This window comes from Actinoplanes philippinensis (assembly GCF_900113015.1).
In the GTDB taxonomy this organism is placed as follows: Bacteria; Actinomycetota; Actinomycetes; order Mycobacteriales; family Micromonosporaceae; genus Actinoplanes; species Actinoplanes philippinensis.
Window position 1 is genome coordinate 315,418 of the sequence record NZ_FONV01000010.1, and the last position, 20,794, is coordinate 336,211.

General features: G+C 66.9%; 21 protein-coding genes. All 21 read right to left on the minus strand.

Annotated features, from left to right (window positions below; translation table 11 throughout):
- Positions 1 to 5: 5 nt before the first annotated feature.
- Complete coding sequence (gene rpsQ, locus BM290_RS27370) at positions 6 to 281, minus strand: 30S ribosomal protein S17 (protein WP_093618756.1); 276 nt, start codon at positions 279 to 281, stop codon at positions 6 to 8.
- The gene (rpmC, locus tag BM290_RS27375; protein ID WP_093618757.1) at positions 278 to 511 is read right to left on the minus strand and encodes a 50S ribosomal protein L29; all 234 of its coding nucleotides are present in this window, start codon (positions 509 to 511) and stop codon (positions 278 to 280) included. Before rpmC ends, rpsQ begins: the two co-directional genes overlap by 4 nt.
- Positions 511 to 936: a 50S ribosomal protein L16 gene (gene rplP / locus BM290_RS27380; protein ID WP_014440729.1), complete on the minus strand. Its 426-nt coding sequence runs from the start codon at positions 934 to 936 to the stop codon at positions 511 to 513. Before rplP ends, rpmC begins: the two co-directional genes overlap by 1 nt.
- Positions 937 to 939: 3 nt before the next feature.
- On the minus strand, positions 940 to 1,791 hold the full coding sequence (gene rpsC / locus BM290_RS27385) for a 30S ribosomal protein S3 (protein ID WP_014687762.1): 852 nt from the start codon (positions 1,789 to 1,791) through the stop codon (positions 940 to 942).
- Positions 1,791 to 2,234 (minus strand): 50S ribosomal protein L22, encoded by a 444-nt coding sequence (gene rplV, locus BM290_RS27390; protein ID WP_093618758.1) that lies wholly within the window; start codon positions 2,232 to 2,234, stop codon positions 1,791 to 1,793. The genes rpsC and rplV overlap by 1 nt, the downstream gene beginning before the upstream one ends.
- Positions 2,235 to 2,271: 37 nt before the next feature.
- On the minus strand, positions 2,272 to 2,553 hold the full coding sequence (rpsS, locus tag BM290_RS27395; protein WP_014687760.1) for a 30S ribosomal protein S19: 282 nt from the start codon (positions 2,551 to 2,553) through the stop codon (positions 2,272 to 2,274).
- A gap of 13 nt (positions 2,554 to 2,566) precedes the next feature.
- Positions 2,567 to 3,406: a 50S ribosomal protein L2 gene (rplB, locus tag BM290_RS27400; protein WP_093618759.1), complete on the minus strand. Its 840-nt coding sequence runs from the start codon at positions 3,404 to 3,406 to the stop codon at positions 2,567 to 2,569.
- Between the two features lie 14 nt (positions 3,407 to 3,420).
- A complete protein-coding gene (rplW, locus tag BM290_RS27405; RefSeq protein ID WP_092548809.1) occupies positions 3,421 to 3,723 on the minus strand; it encodes a 50S ribosomal protein L23 in 303 nt (100 codons plus the stop codon).
- Positions 3,720 to 4,367 carry a 50S ribosomal protein L4 gene (gene rplD, locus BM290_RS27410; protein ID WP_093618760.1) on the minus strand — a complete coding sequence of 216 codons (648 nt, stop codon included), beginning with the start codon at positions 4,365 to 4,367 and terminating at the stop codon, positions 3,720 to 3,722. The genes rplW and rplD overlap by 4 nt, the downstream gene beginning before the upstream one ends.
- Complete coding sequence (gene rplC / locus BM290_RS27415) at positions 4,364 to 5,023, minus strand: 50S ribosomal protein L3 (RefSeq protein ID WP_093618761.1); 660 nt, start codon at positions 5,021 to 5,023, stop codon at positions 4,364 to 4,366. Before rplC ends, rplD begins: the two co-directional genes overlap by 4 nt.
- A 10-nt stretch (positions 5,024 to 5,033) precedes the next feature.
- Complete coding sequence (gene rpsJ / locus BM290_RS27420) at positions 5,034 to 5,342, minus strand: 30S ribosomal protein S10 (protein WP_007073037.1); 309 nt, start codon at positions 5,340 to 5,342, stop codon at positions 5,034 to 5,036.
- Positions 5,343 to 5,682: 340 nt separating this feature from the next.
- Positions 5,683 to 6,876, minus strand: coding sequence for an elongation factor Tu (gene tuf, locus BM290_RS27425; RefSeq protein WP_093618762.1), 1,194 nt, complete (start codon positions 6,874 to 6,876; stop codon positions 5,683 to 5,685).
- A gap of 118 nt (positions 6,877 to 6,994) precedes the next feature.
- Complete coding sequence (fusA, locus tag BM290_RS27430; RefSeq protein WP_093618927.1) at positions 6,995 to 9,091, minus strand: elongation factor G; 2,097 nt, start codon at positions 9,089 to 9,091, stop codon at positions 6,995 to 6,997.
- An 84-nt stretch (positions 9,092 to 9,175) separates the two neighbouring features.
- Positions 9,176 to 9,646, minus strand: coding sequence for a 30S ribosomal protein S7 (rpsG, locus tag BM290_RS27435; protein WP_043531103.1), 471 nt, complete (start codon positions 9,644 to 9,646; stop codon positions 9,176 to 9,178).
- A gap of 1 nt (position 9,647) precedes the next feature.
- Entirely contained in the window at positions 9,648 to 10,022 is a 375-nt protein-coding gene (gene rpsL, locus BM290_RS27440; RefSeq protein ID WP_014440718.1) for a 30S ribosomal protein S12, read from the minus strand.
- 441 nt (positions 10,023 to 10,463) lie between these two features.
- Complete coding sequence (locus tag BM290_RS27445; protein WP_177319924.1) at positions 10,464 to 10,988, minus strand: hypothetical protein; 525 nt, start codon at positions 10,986 to 10,988, stop codon at positions 10,464 to 10,466.
- Positions 10,989 to 11,052: 64 nt separating this feature from the next.
- Positions 11,053 to 11,367, minus strand: a complete 315-nt coding sequence (locus tag BM290_RS27450) for a hypothetical protein (RefSeq protein ID WP_093618763.1) — start codon at positions 11,365 to 11,367, stop codon at positions 11,053 to 11,055.
- Positions 11,368 to 11,466: 99 nt separating this feature from the next.
- The gene (locus BM290_RS27455; protein ID WP_093618764.1) at positions 11,467 to 15,357 is read right to left on the minus strand and encodes a DNA-directed RNA polymerase subunit beta'; all 3,891 of its coding nucleotides are present in this window, start codon (positions 15,355 to 15,357) and stop codon (positions 11,467 to 11,469) included.
- 89 nt (positions 15,358 to 15,446) lie between these two features.
- Positions 15,447 to 18,887, minus strand: coding sequence for a DNA-directed RNA polymerase subunit beta (rpoB, locus tag BM290_RS27460; protein WP_093618765.1), 3,441 nt, complete (start codon positions 18,885 to 18,887; stop codon positions 15,447 to 15,449).
- A 601-nt stretch (positions 18,888 to 19,488) separates the two neighbouring features.
- A complete protein-coding gene (gene rplL / locus BM290_RS27465) occupies positions 19,489 to 19,872 on the minus strand; it encodes a 50S ribosomal protein L7/L12 (RefSeq protein ID WP_093618766.1) in 384 nt (127 codons plus the stop codon).
- Positions 19,873 to 19,926: 54 nt separating this feature from the next.
- Complete coding sequence (gene rplJ / locus BM290_RS27470) at positions 19,927 to 20,475, minus strand: 50S ribosomal protein L10 (protein ID WP_093618767.1); 549 nt, start codon at positions 20,473 to 20,475, stop codon at positions 19,927 to 19,929.
- Positions 20,476 to 20,794 lie beyond the last annotated feature (319 nt).

Consider the following 20,794-nt stretch of genomic DNA (forward strand, 5'->3'; position numbering starts at 1 on the left):
CGCACTCACTTGGCCTTTTCGAGGATCTCCACGAGCCGCCACCGCTTGGTGGCGGAGAGCGGACGAGTCTCCATGATCGAAACCCGGTCGCCAACGCCGGCCGAGTTCTGCTCGTCGTGCACCTTCAGCTTCCGCGTACGACGGATGACCTTGCCGTACAGGGCGTGCTTGACCCGGTCCTCGACCTCGACAACGACGGTCTTGTCCATCTTGTCGCTGACCACGAGACCCTCACGCACCTTGCGCTGAGCGCGCGGAGCGGTGGTGGTGTTCTCACTCATGCCGTCACCTCATCCGGCGCAACCGAGAGGCCCAGCTCCCGCTCACGCATGATCGTGTAGATCTTCGCGATGTCCTTGCGGACGACCTGGAGCCGACGGTGATTGTCGAGCTGCCCGGTCGCGCGCTGCACACGAAGGTTGAACAGCTCCGCCTTGGCTTCCCGCAGCTTCGCGACCAGTTCCTCCTCGGAGGACTCGCGCAGCTCGGATGCCTTAACGCCCGCTGCCATCAGCTTTCACCCACTTCGCGCGTCACGATGCGGCACTTCATCGGGAGCTTGTGGATCGCGCGGCGCATCGCCTCACGCGCGACCGTCTCGTTCGGGAACGACATCTCGAAGAGGATGCGTCCCGGCTTGACGTTCGCCACCCACCACTCGGGAGAACCCTTACCGGAACCCATCCGGGTCTCGGCCGGCTTCTTCGTCAGAGCCTGGTCCGGGAAGATCGAGATCCAGACCTTGCCGCCACGCTTGATGTGACGGGTCATGGCGATACGTGCCGACTCGATCTGACGGTTGGTCACGTACGCCGGCTCGAGAGCCTGGATACCGAACTCACCGAAGACGACCCGGTTGCCACCCTTGGACGCGCCACTGCGGTCCGGGTGATGCGGCTTACGGAAGCCCTTGGGGGGCTTACGCGGCATCAGCATGTGTCAGCCCTCCTGCTGCGTCTCGGCCGGAGCCGGAGCCGCGGCGACCGCGGCGTCGTTCGCGTTGTCGCCGTCCGCGGTCGACCGGGACTGGGCCGCAGCGCGACCCGCCTCGGTGCCGCCCGCGGTCGTGCCGGACGAACCGGAACGGCCACGGCGCGGACGCTCGGGACGCTCGGCGCGGTCCCGGCGCGGACGCGCCGGCGCCTCGGCCACGGCCTCGCGGCCGGGGACGGCGTCGCCCTTGTAGATCCAGACCTTCACGCCGATCCGGCCGAACGTGGTACGGGCCTCGAAGAAGCCGTACTCGATGTTGGCGCGGAGCGTGTGCAGCGGAACGCGACCCTCACGGTAGAACTCCGTGCGGCTCATCTCCGCGCCGCCGAGACGGCCGGAGACCTGCACCCGGATGCCCTTGCAGATCGGGTTCTTCATGGCCGACTGCATGGCCTTGCGCATCGCGCGGCGGAAGCTGACCCGGGAGGACAGCTGCTCCGCGACACCCTGCGCGACCAGCTGAGCGTCCGACTCGGGGCTCTTGACCTCGAGGATGTTCAGCTGGACCTGCTTGCCGGTGAGCTTCTCGAGCTCGCCGCGGATCCGGTCGGCCTCCGCACCCTTACGGCCGATGACGATGCCCGGCCGGGCGGTGTGGATGTCGACACGTACCCGGTCACGGGTCCGCTCGATGTCCACCTTGGAGATGCCGGCGCGCTCGAGGCCCTTGGACATCATGCGGCGGATCTTGACGTCCTCGCCGATGTAGTCCTTGTAGAGCTTGTCCGCGAACCAGCGGCTCTTCCAGTCGGTGGAGATGCCGAGGCGGAACCCGGTGGGGTGAACCTTCTGACCCATTACTCGGCACCCTCCGTGCTCTGGGACTCGGCCTTCGGCGCGGCCTTCTTGGCCGCGGCCTTCTTCGCCGGGCGGGCCGTCTGGACCGCCTCGACCGCGATGGTGATGTGGCTGGTGCGCTTGCGGATCCGGTACGCACGACCCTGCGCCCGCGGACGGAACCGCTTGAGCGTCGGGCCCTCGTCGACGAACGCCTCGCTCACGAGGAGAGCGTCGGGGTCGAGCCGCTCGTTGTTCTCCGCGTTCGCGATCGCGCTGGCCAGCACCTTGTAGACCTGCTCGCTGGCGGCCTGCGGCGCGAACTGCAGGACGGTGAGCGCCTCCTTCGCGGGCAGACCGCGGACGAGGTTGACCACCCGGCGCGCCTTGTTCGGCGAGATGCGCACGTGCCGCGCAACCGCCCGCGCGCCCGGAAGCACCGGAGCGTCGCCCTTAACTGGCATCGCTGTAGCTCCTAAATCCTCTAATCCGTGTATCTGCTTAGCGACGACGGCTCTTGCGGTCGTCCTTCTCGTGACCCTTGAACGTACGGGTCAGAGCGAACTCGCCGAGCTTGTGCCCGACCATCGCCTCGGTGACGAAGACCGGGACGTGCTTGCGCCCGTCGTGCACGGCGATCGTGTGCCCGAGCATGTCGGGGATGATCGTCGAGCGCCGCGACCAGGTCTTGATGACGTTCTTCGAGTTCTTCTCGTTCTGGACTTCCACCTTCTTGAGCAGGTGGTCGTCGACGAACGGGCCCTTCTTCAGGCTGCGAGGCATCTTTTAACTCCCGTTACCCGCGCTTGCGGGTGGCGTAGCGGCGGCGAACGATCAGCTTGTCGCTCTCCTGGCCCTTGCGGCGGGTACGGCCCTCCGGCTTACCAGCCGGGTTGACCGGGTGACGACCACCGGAGGTCTTACCCTCACCACCACCGTGCGGGTGGTCGACAGGGTTCATGGCGACACCACGGACGGTCGGGCGCTTGCCCTTCCACCGCATACGGCCGGCCTTACCCCAGTTGATGTTCGACTGCTCGGCGTTGCCGATCTCGCCGACCGTGGCGCGGCAACGGATGTCGACGCGACGGATCTCACCGGAGGGCATACGCAGCGTGGCGTAGGCGCCCTCACGGCCGAGCAACTGGATACCGACGCCGGCCGAACGGGCCAGCTTGGCGCCACCGCCGGGACGAAGCTCCACACCGTGGACCGTCGTACCGACCGGGATGTTACGAAGGGGCAGGTTGTTGCCCGGCTTGATGTCCGCGCCCACGCCCGACTCGACGCGGTCGCCCTGCTTCAGGTCCTTCGGCGCCAGGATGTAGCGCTTCTCACCGTCGGCGTAGTGCAGCAGCGCGATGCGGGAGGTGCGGTTGGGGTCGTACTCGATGTGAGCGACCTTGGCCGGCACGCCGTCCTTGTCGTTCCGCTTGAAGTCGATGAGCCGGTACTGCCGCTTGTGGCCACCGCCCTGGTGCCGGGTGGTGATCCGGCCGTGGACGTTGCGGCCGCCCTTCTTGGGCAGCGGGACCAGCAGCGACTTCTCCGGCGTCGACCGAGTGATCTCGGCGAAGTCGGCGACGCTCGAGCCACGACGGCCCGGAGTGGTCGGCTTGTACTTACGGATTGCCATGATTCACAAACCCCTTAGCTGACCGGGCCGCCGAAGGCCTCGATACGGTCACCGTCAGCCAGCTTCACCATCGCGCGCTTGGTCGCCTTGCGCTGACCCCAACCGGTCTTGGTGCGCTTGCGCTTGCCCTCGCGGTTCGCCGTGTTCACGGTCAGCACGCGGACGTTGAAGATCTGCTGGATCGCGATCTTGATCTGGGTCTTGTTCGCGTCCGGACGGACCTCGAACGTGTACCAGTTCTGGTCGAGAACGCTGTAGCTCTTCTCGGAGACCACCGGGGCGACGATGATGTCGCGCGGGTCGGCGATCGTGCTCACTTGTCGCCCTCCTCGGACTTCTCGGACCCGCCCAGGAACTCGTCGAGCGCGACCTTCGTGAAGACCACCTCGTCGGCGACCAGCACGTCGTAGGTGTTGAGCTGGCCGGCCTCGATGAGGTGGACGGACGGCTCGTTGCGCAGCGACACCCAGTTCAGCTCGTCCTGGCTGTCCAGAACGACCAGGACCTTGGTGGTCTGGGCGACCTTCCGCAGCGTCGCGACAGCGGCCTTGGTCGACGGCTTCTCGCCGGTGACGAAGGACTCGACCACGTAGACGCGGCCGTCACGAGCCCGGTCGGAGAGGGCGCCACGCAGAGCGGCGGCCTTCATCTTCTTGGGGGTCCGCTGGCTGTAGTCGCGCGGCACGGGACCGTGCACGACGCCACCGCCGGTGAACTGCGGCGCGCGGATCGAGCCCTGACGGGCGCGACCGGTGCCCTTCTGCTTGTACGGCTTCTTGCCGCCGCCGGCGACCTCGCCGCGCGTCTTGGCCTTGTGCGTGCCCTGCCGGGCCGCGGCCAGCTGCGCCACGACGACCTGGTGCATCAGCGGGATGTTCGCCTGAACGTCGAAGACGCTGGCGGGCAGGTCGACAGAGCCGGCCTTGGTGCCCTCCGCGTTGATCACGTCAACCGAGCTCACTTGGCACCACCCTTCGCGGTCTTCTTCGCGGCGGTGCGGACAAGGATCAGCGCGCCCTTGGGACCGGGCACAGCGCCGCGGACCAGGATCAGGTTGCGCTCGGTGTCGACCGCCTGGATCACCAGGTTCTGCACGGTGAAGCGCTTGCCACCCATGCGGCCGGCCATCTTGACGCCCTTGAAGACGCGACCCGGGGTCGCGCAGGCGCCGATCGAGCCGGGCGAGCGGTGCTTGCGCTCGACACCGTGGCTGGCGCGGAGGCCGTGGAAGCCGTGCCGCTTCATGACGCCGGCGTAGCCCTTGCCCTTGGTCTTACCGGTGACGTCGATCGGCTGTCCGGCCGCGAACGCCTCGACGGTGACTTCCTGGCCGAGCTCGTACTCGCTCGCGTCGACGGTGCGCAGCTCCACCACGTGGCGGCGCGGCGAAACGCCGGCCTTGGCGAACTGGCCGCTCTCCGGCTTGTTCACCTTCCGCGGGTCGATCGCGCCGTACGCCAGCTGGACAGCGGCGTAGCCGTCCTTCTCATCGGTGCGGACCTGGGTGACGACGCACGGGCCGGCCTGCACCACGGTTACCGGGACGACCTTGTTGTTGTCCCAGACCTGGGTCATGCCGAGCTTGGCGCCCAGGATCCCCTTAACTTGCCTGTCCATTGTCCGGTCCCTACAGCTTGATCTCGATGTCGACGCCAGCCGGCAGGTCGAGGCGCATGAGCGAGTCGACCGTCTTCGGAGTCGGGTCGATGATGTCGATCAGACGCTTGTGCGTGCGCATCTCGAAGTGCTCGCGCGAGTCCTTGTACTTGTGCGGCGAACGGATCACGCAGAAACGGTTGATCTCCGTGGGCAGCGGCACCGGGCCCGCGACCTGCGCCCCGGTACGCGTCACCGTCTCGACGATCTTCCGCGCCGAGGAGTCGACGACCTCGTGGTCATAGGCCTTGAGCCGGATGCGGATCTTCTGTCCCGCCATGGTGGCTTCTGTTTCCTTCTCTCGATGCCGCTACCTGCGGAAGCGGGTAACCTCCGCATGCCCGCAGGACGGTTGATCCTGCGTTGTCCGACCCCCGCGGTCGGGCGTGTCGCGCCTCCGGGCCGATGGGGCCCAGGCAGAGTGCTAGGCACTCCAGTCGATCACGGGGATCTGTGGTGTCGGGCGGCAAACAGAACACACCCGGACACCCGGCGAGGGTGGGTAACTGAAGAGCAGTGATACCTCAACAGTTACCCACCCCGCGCGGACGCAACCTGACTAGTATGCCGGATTGAATCCGGCAATGCTAATCGGGGTCACCTGAGGGCAGAACCCTCAATCACTTGTTGATCTTCGTGACCGTTCCGGCGCCGACGGTGCGGCCACCCTCACGGATCGCGAACTTCAGGCCCTGCTCCATGGCGATCGGCTGGATCAGCTTCACGGACATGGAGGTGGAGTCGCCGGGCATGACCATCTCGGTGCCCTCGGGCAGCGTGACGACGCCGGTGACGTCCGTGGTACGGAAGTAGAACTGCGGCCGGTAGTTCTGGAAGAACGGGGTGTGCCGGCCACCCTCCTCCTTGGAGAGGATGTAGACCTGGCCCTCGAACTCCGTGTGGGGAGTCGTGGTGCCCGGCTTCACGACGACCATGCCGCGCTCGACGTCCTCGCGCTTGATGCCGCGGAGCAGCAGACCGACGTTCTCACCCGCGCGGGCCTCGTCGAGCAGCTTGCGGAACATCTCGATGCCGGTGCAAACGGTCTTGGTCGACTTCTCGCGGATACCGACGATCTCGACCTCCTCGTTCGGCTTGAGGATGCCACGCTCGGCCCGGCCGGTGACGACGGTGCCACGACCGGTGATCGTGAACACGTCCTCGATCGGCATGAGGAACGGCTTCTCGGTCTCACGCTCGGGCTGCGGGATCGCGGTGTCGACCGCGTTCATCAGCTCGAGGAGCTTGCCGGTCCACTCGGGGTCACCCTCGAGGGCCTTGAGCGCCGAGACGCGAACGACCGGCAGGTCGTCGCCCGGGAACTCGTAGGTGCTGAGCAGCTCGCGAACCTCGAGCTCGACGAGCTCCAGGAGCTCCTCGTCCTCGACCATGTCGCTCTTGTTCAGGGCGACGACGATGTACGGAACGCCGACCTGGCGGGCCAGGAGGACGTGCTCCTTGGTCTGCGGCATCGGGCCGTCGGTCGCGGCGACCACCAGGATCGCGCCGTCCATCTGCGCGGCACCGGTGATCATGTTCTTGATGTAGTCGGCGTGGCCGGGGCAGTCCACGTGCGCGTAGTGGCGCGCCGCGGTCTGGTACTCGACGTGCGCGATCGAGATCGTGATGCCGCGGGCCTTCTCCTCCGGCGCCTTGTCGATCTCGTCGAACGGGGTGTACGGGTTCAGGTCCGGGAACTCGTCGTGCAGGACCTTGGTGATGGCCGCAGTCAGCGTCGTCTTACCGTGGTCGATGTGACCAATGGTGCCGATGTTGACGTGCGGCTTAGTCCGCTCGAACTTCGCCTTCGCCACTGGTGTCCTCCTGTGGACTGATCATTACTTTTGCCCGGCACGCCCAGTAAGGCGCTCAGGACTCTGTCGACTGCCAGTGCACGTGCGGTCCTCGACGGACCGCACGTGCCTCAACGCGTCAGGCGCCGGTGGCCTTAGCGATGATCTCCTTAGCCACGTTCGCGGGAACCTCGGCGTAGGAGTCGAACAGCATGCTGTAGCTCGCCCGGCCCGCAGTCTTCGACCGGAGGTCGCCGACGTAGCCGAACATCTCCGAGAGCGGGACCAGAGCCTTGACGACGCGAGCGCCGTGGCGCTCCTCCATCGACTGGATCATGCCACGCCGGGAGTTGAGGTCGCCGATGACGTCACCCATGTTGTCCTCAGGGGTGGTGACCTCGACGGCCATCATCGGCTCGAGGAGAGCGGGGTCAGCCTTGCGAGCCGCTTCCTTCATCGCCATCGAGCCGGCGATCTTGAACGCCATCTCGGACGAGTCGACCTCGTGGTACTGACCGTCCAGCAGCGTGAATTTGACACCCACCAGCGGGTAGCCGGCGAGCACGCCGTACTGCAGGGAGTCCTGCGCGCCCGCGTCCACCGAGGGGATGAACTCCTTGGGGATACGGCCACCGGTGACGGCGTTGACGAACTCGTAGGTCGGGCCGTCGGCCTCGAGGCCCAGGGGCTCGACCTTGACGATGACCTTCGCGTACTGACCCGAGCCACCGGTCTGCTTCTTGTGGACGTAGTCGAGCTTCTCCACGGTGCCGCGGATCGTCTCGCGGTACGCCACCTGCGGCTTACCGATGTTCGCCTCGACGTTGAACTCGCGCCGCATGCGGTCGACGAGGATGTCGAGGTGCAGCTCGCCCATGCCGGCGATGATGGTCTGACCGGTCTCCTCGTCGTTGAAGACCCGGAAGGTCGGGTCCTCCTCGGCGAGGCGCTGGATCGCGGTGCCCAGCTTCTCCTGGTCCGACTTGGTCTTCGGCTCGATGGCGACCTGGATGACCGGCTCCGGGAAGGTCATCGACTCCAGGATGACCGGCTTGGCCGGGTCGCAGAGCGTGTCACCGGTGGTGGTCTGCTTCAGACCCTGGACGGCGATGATGTCGCCGGCCTGCGCGGTGTTGCGCTCCTCACGCTTGTTGGCGTGCATCTGGTAGATCTTGCCGATCCGCTCCTTGCGGTCCTTGGTGGAGTTGACCACCTGGGTGCCGGTCTCGAGCGTGCCGGAGTAGACCCGGACGTAGGTCAGCTTGCCGAGGTGCTTGTCGGTCTGGATCTTGAAGGCCAGCGCCGAGAAGGGCTCGTCGTTCGACGGCTTCCGCTGCATCGGCGTCTCGCCGTCGGTCGCGGTGCCCTCGATGGCCGGGATGTCCAGCGGCGACGGCAGGTAGTCGACAACGGCGTCCAGCATCGGCTGCACACCCTTGTTCTTGAACGCCGAGCCGCAGAGCACCGGGTTGGCCTTGCTGGCGATCGTGGCGCGCCGGATGGCGGCCTTGATCTCCTCGACGGAGACCTCCTCGCCCTCGAGGTACTTCTCCATCACGGCGTCGTCGACGTCCGCGAGGGTCTCGATCAGCTTCTCGCGCCACTCGGCGGCCTGGTCGACGAGGTCGGCCGGGATCTCCTCGATGGCGTAGTCCTCACCCTTCTGGGTTTCCCCACGCCAGGTGAGCGCACGGTTCTCGATCAGGTCGACGACACCGATGTGGTCGCCCTCGAGCCCGATCGGGATCTGCAGGACGAGCGGCGTCGCGTTGAGCCGGTCGATCATCATCTGCACGCAGCGGAAGAAGTCCGCGCCGGTCCGGTCCAGCTTGTTGACGAAGCACATCCGGGGGACGTTGTACTTGTCCGCCTGACGCCAGACGTTCTCGGTCTGGGGCTCCACGCCGGCGACGCCGTCGTAGACCGCCACCGCGCCGTCGAGCACGCGCAGCGACCGCTCGACCTCGACCGTGAAGTCGACGTGGCCGGGCGTGTCGATGATCTGGATCGTGTGACCCTTCCACTCGCACTTGGTGGCGGCGGAAGTGATGGTGATACCGCGCTCCTGCTCCTGCTCCATCCAGTCCATGACGGCGGCGCCCTCGTGGACCTCACCGATCTTGTACGTGATGCCGGTGTAGAACAGGATTCGCTCGGTCGTCGTGGTCTTACCAGCGTCGATGTGCGCCATGATGCCGATGTTGCGTACCTTGGCGAGCGCGTCTGCGGCGGCCACTTCCATCCCTACTTTTCTTCGTCGTCGTCTCGTGGACCGGTACGACTGCCATGGCCCGGCGGTGTGCCGGGCCTCAGCAGGGTCTTACCAGCGGTAGTGCGCGAAGGCCTTGTTGGACTCCGCCATCTTGTGGGTGTCCTCGCGACGCTTGACAGCGGCGCCGAGGCCGTTGCTGGCGTCGAGCAGCTCGTTCTGGAGGCGCTCGATCATGGTCTTCTCGCGGCGGGCCTTGGAGTACTGGACCAGCCAGCGCAGGCCGAGAGTGGTCTGACGCGGGGTACGGACCTCGACCGGAACCTGGTAGGTCGCGCCACCGACACGGCGGCTGCGGACCTCGAGGGTCGGCTTGACGTTGTCCATGGCGCGCTTGAGGATCACCACGGGGTCGGTGCCGCTCTTCTCGCGGGCGCCCTCGAGGGCTCCGTACACGATGCGCTCGGCGAGCTGACGCTTGCCGCCGATCAGGATCTTGTTGACCAGCTGCGTTACCAGCGGGGAGTTGTACACCGGGTCAGCGACCACAGGGTGGCGCGGAGCGGGTCCCTTACGCGGCATGTCAGCTCTTCTCCTTCTTCGCGCCGTAACGGCTGCGGGCCTGCTTGCGGTTGCGGACGCCCTGGGTGTCCAGCGAACCACGAACGATCTTGTAGCGGACGCCCGGAAGGTCCTTCACACGACCACCACGCACGAGCACGATCGAGTGCTCCTGCAGGTTGTGGCCGACGCCCGGGATGTACGCCGTCACCTCGATCTGGCTGCTGAGCTTCACACGAGCGACCTTGCGCAGCGCAGAGTTCGGCTTCTTGGGGGTAGTGGTGTACACGCGCGTGCACACGCCGCGCCGCTGAGGACTTCCCTTCAGCGCCGGCGTCTTCGTCTTGCTCGTCTTCGCCTGGCGGCCCTTGCGGACCAGCTGCTGGATCGTGGGCACCGGGTTTCTCCGCTCCCTTCGGCCGCTTCCTGTAATACGGCCGCACCGTGTATTTCTGCCTCTGTGTGCCGAACCCTCCCCGGTGGGGAGTGTCCCGCACCCGCGGTCGGGCGTGTCGTCCGGCTCACGGTCCCGTCGCGCGTGAAAGGTTCACGCGCTCCGGATGTTGTCTGTGTGAACAGGGCCTTCGCCGACCCTGCCCGTCGTGGTGCTGTAACCCGTCGCACGTTCCGAAACGGGTGCACGCACGAGTTGCCCGGGCGAGCCCGGGCACGAGGGGAAAGACTACCCACCCTGCGCACCCAGGTCAAAATGAGCCCAGGCTCCCACGATGGACATCTCCGTATACCAGTGTACCGGGTACTCCTACGTACCATCTCCGCGGTGCCGGATCTGCGCTCCGTGCGCTGCAAGGCGCACTGTCACAGGGGCGTGGAGCGCTCATGACAACTGCAACGCCAGCCCCAGACCGAGCGCCACCAACGACAGCGCGGCGCCGGTGATGCCGCACACGATCCCGGCCGTGCTCAGCCCCCGCCCGGTGAACCGGATCCGGCCCGGCTCCGGCGACCGGCGGATCTGCCGGCGGCCGAACACCCCGAGAGACACCGCGCCCGCACACGCCATCACGCTCAGCAGCACGAAGGCGCCGGCCGCCCAGCCACCCCAGCCCTCCTCGGCCCCGGACAGCCCGAAGCAGAACACCGCGAGCGAGACCAGGATCGCACCGATGCCGGCCACCAGCGACCCGATCGCCGCACCCGAGGTCAGCGGGGCCACCTGGAGGTGCACCAGGCCGAACCCGGTGCCGGTCACCTGATCGACCCGCTCGGGCTGCCAGGACGCCGTGGGCGGCGGAGGCGGCACATAGGCGTAGGGCGACGCATACGGCGAGGGCGGCGCACTGTACGGCGTCGGCGGCGGGCCGAACGACGGCTGGTACGGCGGGCCGGGCGGTTGCGTCATATCGAAAGCATGTCACCCGTACGGGCCGCGCTGCAGCCCACCCTGTGTGGCCATGGCGGCTGTGTCAGTTGGTGCCGGGCGCGAAGTCCTGCGCGCCGGGCGCCGCGGCCAGGTGCAGCAGACCGGCGATCAGCAGCACCACCAGCGCGGTGAGCGCCAGCACCAGCCCGCCCCAGGCCAGGCGCCGCCCCCGGCGGATCCACGCCGAGCCGGTCAGATAACCGCCCGCCGCAAAGGCCTGACGGGCTGTCTGGCGGGCCAGCAGGAGCGCCAGGGTGGCCGGGATCACCCCACCCACGAGCGGGCCGGTGAGCAGACCCACCAGACCGAGGGCGAAGACGGCCCGCGCCTTCGTCGCCGGCACCGGCTCCGGGTCCATCGGGTGGCGGGTGGGGACGACGGGAAGAGTCACCAGACCATCTTAGGAACGCCCATGGGGCGGCCGCGCCGTGCGCGACCGCCCCATGTGGAGAAACCCTTAGCGGTACGACCCGAAGTCGAAGTCGTCCAGCGGCACAGCCTGCCCGCTGGCCGGCCCGAAGCCGTAGTCGGTCTCCGGGTACCCGGTCATCGAGTACACCTTGGCCTTGGCCTCCTCGGTCGGCTCGACCCGGATGTTGCGGTACTTGGAGATACCGGTACCGGCCGGGATGAGCTTACCGATGATGACGTTCTCCTTGAGGCCCACCAGCGAGTCGCTGCGCGAGTTGATCGCAGCGTCGGTGAGCACCCGGGTGGTCTCCTGGAAGGAGGCCGCCGAGAGCCAGGAGTCGGTCGCCAGCGACGCCTTGGTGATACCCATCAGCACCGGACGACCGGCGGCGGGCTCGCCGCCCTCGCCCACGAGCCGGCGGTTCTCCGACTCGAAGAGCGCCCGGTCGACCAGCACGCCCGGCAGGAACTCGGTCGCGCCGGAGTCGATGACCGTCACCCGCTTGAGCATCTGGCGGATGATGATCTCGATGTGCTTGTCGTGGATGAGCACACCCTGCGAGCGGTAGACCTCCTGGACCTCACTGGTCAGGTGGACCTGGACCGCGCGCGGGCCCATGATGCGCAGCAGCTCGTGCGGGTCGATGGTGCCCTCGGTGAGCTTCTCGCCGACGTTGACGTGCGAGCCGTCGTGGGCGCGCAGCTTCACGCGCTTCGAGATCTTGTCGTAGACGATCTCGTCGCTGCCGTCGTCCGGCACCACGATGATCTTCCGCGAGCGCTCGCCGTCCTCGATGCGGATGCGGCCGGGGGTGTCGGCGATGGGCGCCTTGCCCTTCGGCACACGGGCCTCGAAGATCTCCTGCACACGCGGCAGACCCTGGGTGATGTCCTCACCCGCGACACCACCGGTGTGGAAGGTACGCATCGTCAGCTGCGTGCCCGGCTCACCGATGGACTGGGCCGCGATGATGCCGACGGCCTCGCCGATGTCGACCGACTTGCCGGTCGGCAGCGAGCGGCCGTAGCAGGCGGCACAGACACCCAGCTTCGACTCACAGGTGAGCACGCTGCGGACCCGGACCGTCTCGACACCGGCGGCGACCAGCTGGTCGACCAGGATCGAGTTGAGGTCGGCGCCGCGCGGCACCACGAGGTTGCCGTTCTGGTCGCTGATGTCGTCGGCCAGCGTCCGGGCGTGCACACCGGTCTCGGCGTGCACGTGGACGACCAGCTTGCCGTCCGCCTCGCGCTCGCCCACCTGCATCGGGATCGCGCGCTCGGTGCCGCAGTCCTCCTCGCGGATGATCACGTCCTGCGAGACGTCCACCAGACGACGGGTCAGGTAACCCGAGTCGGCGGTACGCAGCGCGGTGTCGGCCAGACCCTTACGGGCACCGTGCGTGGAGATGAAGTACTCCAGAACGGTCAGGCCCTCGCGGTACGACGAGGTGATCGGGCGCGGGATGATCTCGCCCTTGGGGTTGGCCACCAGACCACGGATCGCGGCGATCTGCCGGAGCTGGAGGAGGTTACCGCGGGCGCCGGAGTTGATCATGACCCAGAGCGGGTTCTCCTGCGGCAGCGCGGTCTCCATCTCCTTGGAGATCTCGTTGGTCGCCTTGGTCCAGATGTCGATGAGCTCGCTACGGCGCTCCTCGGAGGTGATCAGACCGCGCTGGTACTGCTTGTCGATCTGGTCGGCCTCGCCCTGGTAGCGCTGCAGGATCTCCGGCTTGCGCGGAGGGCCGATGACGTCGCCCATGCCGATCGTCACACCGGACCAGGTGGCCCAGTGGAAGCCGGCCTCCTTGAGCGCGTCCAGGGTCGCGGCCAGGGCGACCTTGGGGAAGCGCTCGGCGAGGTCGTTGACGATCGCCGACAGCTGACCCTTGCGGATCTCGTAGTTGACGTACCGGTACCCCGGCGGGAGCGTCTCGTTGAAGATCACGCGGCCCAGGGTGGTCTCCACCAGGATCGGGTCACCCTCGACCCAGTCCTCCGGAGCCTCCCACGTGCAGCCCTTGGCGCCGTTGTCGACACCGACGACCTCACGGAGCCGGATCTTCACCGGCGCCTGCAGGTGCAGTTCGCCGGCGTCGTACGCCATCCGCGCCTCGGCGTCCGAGCTGAACACCCGGCCCTCACCCTTCGCACCGGGCGTCAGGTGGGTCAGGTGGTACAGACCGATGACCATGTCCTGGGTGGGCATGGTGACCGGCTTGCCGTCGGCCGGCTTGAGGATGTTGTTCGACGACAGCATCAGGATCCGGGCCTCGGCCTGCGCCTCGGCCGACAGCGGCACGTGGACCGCCATCTGGTCACCGTCGAAGTCCGCGTTGAACGCGGTGCAGACGAGCGGGTGGATCTGGATGGCCTTGCCCTCGACCAGCTGCGGCTCGAAGGCCTGGATGCCGAGGCGGTGCAGGGTCGGAGCACGGTTCAGCAGAACCGGGTGCTCGGAGATGACCTCTTCGAGGACGTCCCACACGACCGGGCGCTGACGCTCGACCATCCGCTTGGCCGACTTGATGTTCTGCGCGTGGTTCAGGTCGACCAGGCGCTTCATCACGAACGGCTTGAACAGCTCCAGCGCCATCTGCTTCGGCAGGCCGCACTGGTGCAGCTTGAGCCGGGGGCCGACGACGATGACGGAACGACCGGAGTAGTCGACCCGCTTGCCGAGCAGGTTCTGACGGAACCGGCCCTGCTTGCCCTTGAGCATGTCGGAGAGCGACTTCAGCGGACGGTTGCCCGGACCGGTGACCGGCCGGCCACGACGGCCGTTGTCGAACAGCGCGTCGACGGCCTCCTGGAGCATCCGCTTCTCGTTGTTGACGATGATCTCGGGCGCGCCGAGGTCGATCAGTCGCTTGAGGCGGTTGTTCCGGTTGATGACCCGGCGGTACAGGTCGTTCAGGTCGGAGGTCGCGAAACGGCCACCGTCGAGCTGCACCATCGGGCGCAGGTCCGGCGGGATGACCGGGACGCAGTCCAGGACCATGCCGAGCGGCGAGTTGCGGGTGTTCAGGAACGCCGCGACGACCTTGAGCCGCTTGAGCGCCCGGATCTTCCGCTGGCCCTTGCCGGTGCGGATGATCTCCCGGAGGTTCTCCGCCTCGGCGTCCAGGTCCATGTTCTCGAGCAGGGCCTTGATGGCCTCGGCGCCCATGCCACCGGTGAAGTACTCACCGAAGCGGTCGCGCAGCTCGCGGTAGAGCAGCTCGTCGGTGACCAGCTGCTTGGAGTCGAGCTTGCGGAAGGTGTCGAGCACCTCGTCGAGGCGGTCGATCTCGCGCTGGGCCTTGTCCCGGATCTGGCGCATCTCGCGCTCGCCGGCTTCCTTGACCTTGCGGCGCACGTCGGCCTTGGCACCCTCGGCCTCGAGCTCGGCGAGGTCCTGCTCCAGCTTCGCGGCCCGCTTCTCGATCTCCGAGTCACGGCCGTTCTCGGACTGGCGCTTCTCGGCGAAGATCTCGTTCTCGATGGTGGACATGTCGCGGTGACGCGCCTCGGCGTCCACGCTCGTGACCACGTACGAGGCGAAGTAGATGATCTTCTCGAGGTCCTTGGGAGCCAGGTCCAGCAGGTAGCCGAGCCGGCTCGGGACACCCTTGAAGTACCAGATGTGGGTCACCGACGCGGCCAGCTCGATGTGACCCATGCGCTCACGACGGACCTTGGAACGGGTCACCTCGACGCCGCAGCGCTCACAGATGATGCCCTTGAACCGGACCCGCTTGTACTTGCCGCAGTAGCACTCCCAGTCCCGCTGCGGACCGAAGATCTTCTCGCAGAAGAGTCCGTCCTTCTCGGGCTTGAGGGTGCGGTAGTTGATCGTCTCGGGCTTCTTGACCTCGCCGTGCGACCACTGCCGGATGTCGTCAGCGGTAGCAAGGCCGATGCGCAACTCGTCGAAGAAGTTGACGTCGAGCACTTGGACTATCCCTCGTGTTTCGTTGCTCGGGTGAATTCAAGGCCGGCGGGTGGCGGCCCCGGGCTCATAGGAGCCGGGGCCGCCTTCCGTCAGATCTCCTCGACGCTGCTGACGCCCTCGTTCGGGCGACGCGACAGGTCGATACCGAGTTCCTCCGCGGCCCGGAAGACCTCGTCGTCGGTCTCACGCATCTCGAGCGCCACACCGTCGCTGGACAGCACCTCGACGTTCAGGCACAGCGACTGGAGCTCCTTGAGAAGCACCTTGAACGACTCCGGGATTCCCGGCTCCGGGATGTTCTCGCCCTTGACGATGGCCTCGTAGACCTTCACTCGGCCGAGGACGTCGTCGGACTTGATGGTGAGCAGCTCCTGCAGGGCGTACGCCGCCCCGTAGGCCTGCATGGCCCAGCACTCCATCTCGCCGAACCGCTGGCCACCGAACTGCGCCTTACCACCCAGCGGCTGCTGCGTGATCATCGAGTACGGGCCGGTCGACCGAGCGTGGATCTTGTCGTCGACCAGGTGGTTCAGCTTGAGGATGTAGACGTAACCGACCGAGATCGGGTCCGGCAGCGGCTCACCGGAGCGGCCATCGAACAGCTGCGCCTTGCCGTCGCCGTTGACCAGCCGCTTGCCGTCACGGTTGACCAGGGTCGACTCGAGCAGACCCTTGATCTCCTCCTCCTGGGCACCGTCGAAGACCGGGGTCGCGACGTTGCTGTCAGCGGGGGACTCGTGCGCCTCGATCGAGCGGAGCTGGCGCTTCCAGTCCTCGTCCTCACCCTCGACCGACCAGCCGGTCTTGGCGATCCACCCGAGGTGGGTCTCCAGAACCTGGCCGATGTTCATACGCGAGGGCACACCCAGCGGGTTGAGCACGATGTCGACCGGGGTGCCGTCCTCGAGGAACGGCATGTCCTCGACCGGCAGGATCTTGGAGATGACGCCCTTGTTGCCGTGGCGGCCGGCGAGCTTGTCACCGTCCTGGATCTTCCGCTTCTGGGCGACGTAGACCCGGACCAGCTCGTTCACGCCGGGGGGCAGCTCGTCGCCGTCCTCGCGGGAGAACGTCCGGACACCGATGACGGTGCCGGTCTCGCCGTGCGGAACCTTCAGCGAGGTGTCCCGGACCTCCCGGGCCTTCTCACCGAAGATGGCGCGGAGCAGGCGCTCCTCCGGGGTCAGCTCGGTCTCGCCCTTGGGCGTGACCTTGCCGACCAGGATGTCGCCGGGGACGACCTCGGCGCCGATCCGGATGATGCCGCGCTCGTCCAGGTCGGCCAGCATCTCTTCGCTGACGTTCGGGATGTCGCGGGTGATCTCTTCCGGGCCGAGCTTGGTGTCGCGGGCGTCGACCTCGTGCTCCTCGATGTGGATCGAGGTGAGGACGTCCTGCTGGACGAGGCGCTGCGACAGGATGATCGCGTCCTCGTAGTTGTGGCCCTCCCAGCACATGAAGGCGACGAGCAGGTTGCGCCCGAGCGCCATCTCGCCCTCGTCGGTGCAGGGACCGTCGGCGATGACCTGACCGGCCTCGACGCGGTCGCCCTCGAACACGATCGGCTTCTGGTTGACGCAGGAGCCGGCGTTCGACCGACGGAACTTGTGCAGCAGGTAGGTACGCCGGTGGCCGTCGTCCTGGTGCACCGTCACGTAGTCGGCGCACAGGTCCTCGACCACGCCGCCGACCTCGGCGACGACCACGTCACCGGCGTCGACCGCGGCGCGGTACTCCATACCGGTGCCGACGAGCGGCGACTCGGCCTTCACCAGCGGCACGGCCTGACGCTGCATGTTCGCGCCCATGAGGGCACGGTTGGCGTCGTCGTGCTCGAGGAAGGGGATCATCGCGGTCGCGACCGAGGTCATCTGTCGCGGCGAGACGTCCATGTAGTCGACCTCGGTGCCGGGCACGTAGTCGACCTCACCGCCCTTACGGCGGACCAGGACGCGGTCCTCGGCGAAGGTGCCGTCGCTGGAGAGCACGGCGTTCGCCTGGGCCTTGATGAAACGGTCCTCCTCGTCAGCGGTGAGGTAGTGCACCTCGTCGCTGACGACGCCGTTGTCGACCTTCCGGTACGGCGTCTCGATGAAGCCGAACGGGTTGACCCGCGCGAACGTCGAGAGCGCGCCGATCAGACCGATGTTCGGGCCCTCAGGCGTCTCGATCGGGCACATCCGGCCGTAGTGGGACGGGTGCACGTCGCGAACCTCGAAGCCGGCCCGCTCGCGGCTCAGACCACCGGGACCCAGCGCCGACAGACGGCGACGGTGGGTCAGACCCGCGAGCGGGTTGGTCTGGTCCATGAACTGCGACAGCTGCGAGGTGCCGAAGAACTCCTTGATCGCGGCCACGACGGGCCGGATGTTGATCAGGGTCTGCGGGGTGATCGCCTCGACGTCCTGGGTCGTCATCCGCTCGCGGACGACGCGCTCCATCCGGGACAGGCCGACGCGGACCTGGTTCTGGATGAGCTCGCCGACCGTACGCAGACGCCGGTTGCCGAAGTGGTCGATGTCGTCCGCTTCGTAACCGTCCTCACCGGCGTGCAGCCGGCAGAGGTACTCGACGGTCTTGACGATGTCTTCCTCGGAGAGCGTGCCCCGGACGATCGGGACGTCGATCTCGAGCTTCTTGTTGAACTTGTAGCGGCCGACCTTGGCGACGTCGTACCTCTTCGGGTTGAAGAAGAGGTTGTCGAGCAGGGTCTGCGCGTTCTCACGCGTCGGCGGCTCGCCAGGACGGAGCTTGCGGTAGATGTCGAGCAGGGCCTCGTCCTGCCCGGCGATGTGGTCCTTCTCCAGCGTCGTCATGAGCAGCTCGGACCAGCCGAACCGCTCACGGATCTGGTCGGCGGACCAACCGATCGCCTTCAGCAGGACGGTGACGGCCTGCCGGCGCTTGCGGTCGATGCGGACGCCGACCGTGTCGCGCTTGTCGATGTCGAACTCCAGCCAGGCACCCCGGCTCGGGATGACCTTGACGCTGGTGAGGTCGCGGTCGGAGGTCTTGTCCGGCTCCTTGGTGAAGTACACGCCCGGCGAACGGACGAGCTGACTCACCACGACCCGCTCGGTGCCGTTGATGACGAACGTCCCCTTGGGGGTCATCATCGGGAAGTCACCCATGAACACGGTCTGGCTCTTGATCTCGCCAGTGGTGTTGTTGGTGAACTCCGCGGTCACGAACAGCGGGGCACAGTAGGTCAGGTCCTTCTCCTTGCACTCCTCGATCGAGGCCTTGACCTCGTCGAAGCGCGGAGATGAGAAGGACAGCGACATGGTGCCGGAGAAGTCCTCAATGGGACTGATCTCTTCGAGGATCTCTGCGAGGCCCGAGTGGGCGTGCGGGTCGTCCGTCGTCCGGGCCTGCCAAGCCTCGTTGCCGACCAGCCAGTCGAACGACTCCGTCTGGAGGGCGAGGAGGTTGGGGACCTCTAGCTGCTCGGTGATCCGGCCGAAAGAGACCCGGCGGGGTGCGTAAGCGCTCGACGTACGGCTGGTCTTCGCAGGGCGGGAAGCTGCCAAGATGCGTCCTTCCGAGGACCGGTGCTGCTATGCGGCTGAGTTGCTGGTGCAACTGGTCTGCGTGCACTCCAATGAGCCCCCAAGAGAGTTATCCACATGGATATCTCAGTCGAAGGCAAGGCAGAAGGCAGCGCAAACTAGCAGTGTAGCCGCTCGGCTAACCGCTGTCCAGCCCCACACCCGAGGTTGCCTGCGGAACGTGTCCCCATCGCTGCTGACCTGCGCATCCGCGGTCAGTGCCGTGACGGGGCCGCTCAAGAAACGCGGCTGTCTCCTCTGGTGCCGGTCCGACGGGTATCGGTAGTAAACCCCCGTTACCCATAGGGCGGCTGTCGCAAGCGCGGAAACTTGCTGATGTCAGCGTGCCTGCCCGCCGACACACAGTCAAGGGCTGTGCCGCGGGTCGGACGGCCACGGTCATCCGCCCGACACACCAAACGGACATAAACGCAAGATTTGCGAGGTTTGGCGGTCTTTGCGGTACCGGTTGACCGCCCGTCATCGGGGCGCCTCTGAGCTGCCCGAACATCAGTGGGAACGACAATGGCGGGGATCCGTTACGGACCCCCGCCATCGAAGCAGAACGCTGTGGAGCGTTAGATCACTTGAGGGTGACCTTCGCGCCCTCGCCCTCGAGCTTGGCCTTGGCGGCCTCGGCCTTCTCCTTGTTGACACCCTCGAGGATCGCCTTGGGGGCGGACTCGACGGCGTCCTTGGCCTCCTTCAGGCCCAGGCCGGTCAGCTCACGCACGACCTTGATGACCTGGATCTTCTTGCCACCGTCGCCCTCGAGAACAACGTCGAAGGAGTCCTTCTCAGCCTCGGCCTCGGCGGCCGGGCCGGCCTGCGCCGGGCCCGCGACGGCGACCGGGGCGGCAGCCTTGACGTCGAAGACCTCTTCGAACTGCTTCACGAACTCGGACAGCTCGATCAGCGTCATCTCCTTGAACGCGTCGAGCAGGTCTTCGGTGCTGAGCTTCGCCATGTGAGGCAACCTTTCCTAAGTGCTTTCTTGATGTTTAACGGTTCTCGCGAGGCCTCAGGCCTCCGCGGAACCGGCCTTCTCGCGCTCAGCCCGCAGAGCATCGACCGTGCGCACCGTCTTGGTGAGGGGCGCCTGGAAGGTGGCAGCGGCCTTGCTGAGGCCGGCCTTCAGAGCGCCGGCCAGCTTGGCCAGCAGAACCTCACGGGACTCGAGGTCAGCAAGCTTGTTGACCTCCTCCGCCGTGAGAGCCTTGCCCTCGAAGACACCGCCCTTGATGACCAGAACGGGGTGGGCCTTGGCGAAGGCGCGAAGGCCCTTGGCCGCCTCGACCACATCGCCCTTCACGAAGGCGAGCGCGGTAGGACCGGTGAACAGAGCGTCGTCGAGGCCCTCGATGCCCGCGTCAGCCGCCGCACGCTTCGCGAGCGTGTTCTTCGCGACCGCGTACTTGGCCTCGCTGCCCAGCGAGCGACGGAGCTCGGTGAGCTCCTTCACGGTGAGGCCGCGGTATTCGGTCAACACGGTGGCCGCCGAGCCACGGAAGTGATCCGTGAGCTCCGCAACGGCCGACGCCTTGTCGGCCCGGACCGGCTTGTCCGCCATGTCCCTCCTCTCTCAGTGCTTCAGCCACTGGTCGAGAGGGTCCGCAAGAAAAAGCAAAACGCCCCGGGCGCAGGGCACGGGGCGGACTCGAACACACGCGCACGGGCGCGGCCGACGATCACGAACCGTTCTCCCCTGCACGGGTCGCCCGCTTTCAGCGGGACCTTCGGCCGCGACGTCCGTCGTGATGACGATCGTTGCGGCGACCAGCGGTCTATGGGTGGAACTTCAAGACGCAAGGGTACGCGGACCCGCCGCCGAAAACCAAATCGGGCCCGTCCCGCCCTCACCGGCGGGCCGGCCCCGCCCCGGAACGAGC

Excerpts from the sequence above, each read along its gene's own strand:
- rpsQ (WP_093618756.1), bottom strand. The coding sequence starts at position 281 with ATGAGTGAGAACACCACCACCGCTCCGCGCGCTCAGCGCAAGGTGCGT.
- rpmC (WP_093618757.1), bottom strand. The coding sequence starts at position 511 with ATGGCAGCGGGCGTTAAGGCATCCGAGCTGCGCGAGTCCTCCGAGGAG.
- rplP (WP_014440729.1), bottom strand. The coding sequence starts at position 936 with ATGCTGATGCCGCGTAAGCCCCCCAAGGGCTTCCGTAAGCCGCATCAC.
- rpsC (WP_014687762.1), bottom strand. The coding sequence starts at position 1,791 with ATGGGTCAGAAGGTTCACCCCACCGGGTTCCGCCTCGGCATCTCCACC.
- rplV (WP_093618758.1), bottom strand. The coding sequence starts at position 2,234 with ATGCCAGTTAAGGGCGACGCTCCGGTGCTTCCGGGCGCGCGGGCGGTT.
- rpsS (WP_014687760.1), bottom strand. The coding sequence starts at position 2,553 with ATGCCTCGCAGCCTGAAGAAGGGCCCGTTCGTCGACGACCACCTGCTC.
- rplB (WP_093618759.1), bottom strand. The coding sequence starts at position 3,406 with ATGGCAATCCGTAAGTACAAGCCGACCACTCCGGGCCGTCGTGGCTCG.
- rplC (WP_093618761.1), bottom strand. The coding sequence starts at position 5,023 with ATGGACAGGCAAGTTAAGGGGATCCTGGGCGCCAAGCTCGGCATGACC.
- rpsJ (WP_007073037.1), bottom strand. The coding sequence starts at position 5,342 with ATGGCGGGACAGAAGATCCGCATCCGGCTCAAGGCCTATGACCACGAG.
- rpsG (WP_043531103.1), bottom strand. The coding sequence starts at position 9,646 with ATGCCGCGTAAGGGACCCGCTCCGCGCCACCCTGTGGTCGCTGACCCG.
- BM290_RS27445 (WP_177319924.1), bottom strand. The coding sequence starts at position 10,988 with ATGACGCAACCGCCCGGCCCGCCGTACCAGCCGTCGTTCGGCCCGCCG.
- BM290_RS27450 (WP_093618763.1), bottom strand. The coding sequence starts at position 11,367 with ATGGACCCGGAGCCGGTGCCGGCGACGAAGGCGCGGGCCGTCTTCGCC.
- rplL (WP_093618766.1), bottom strand. The coding sequence starts at position 19,872 with ATGGCGAAGCTCAGCACCGAAGACCTGCTCGACGCGTTCAAGGAGATG.
- rplJ (WP_093618767.1), bottom strand. The coding sequence starts at position 20,475 with ATGGCGGACAAGCCGGTCCGGGCCGACAAGGCGTCGGCCGTTGCGGAG.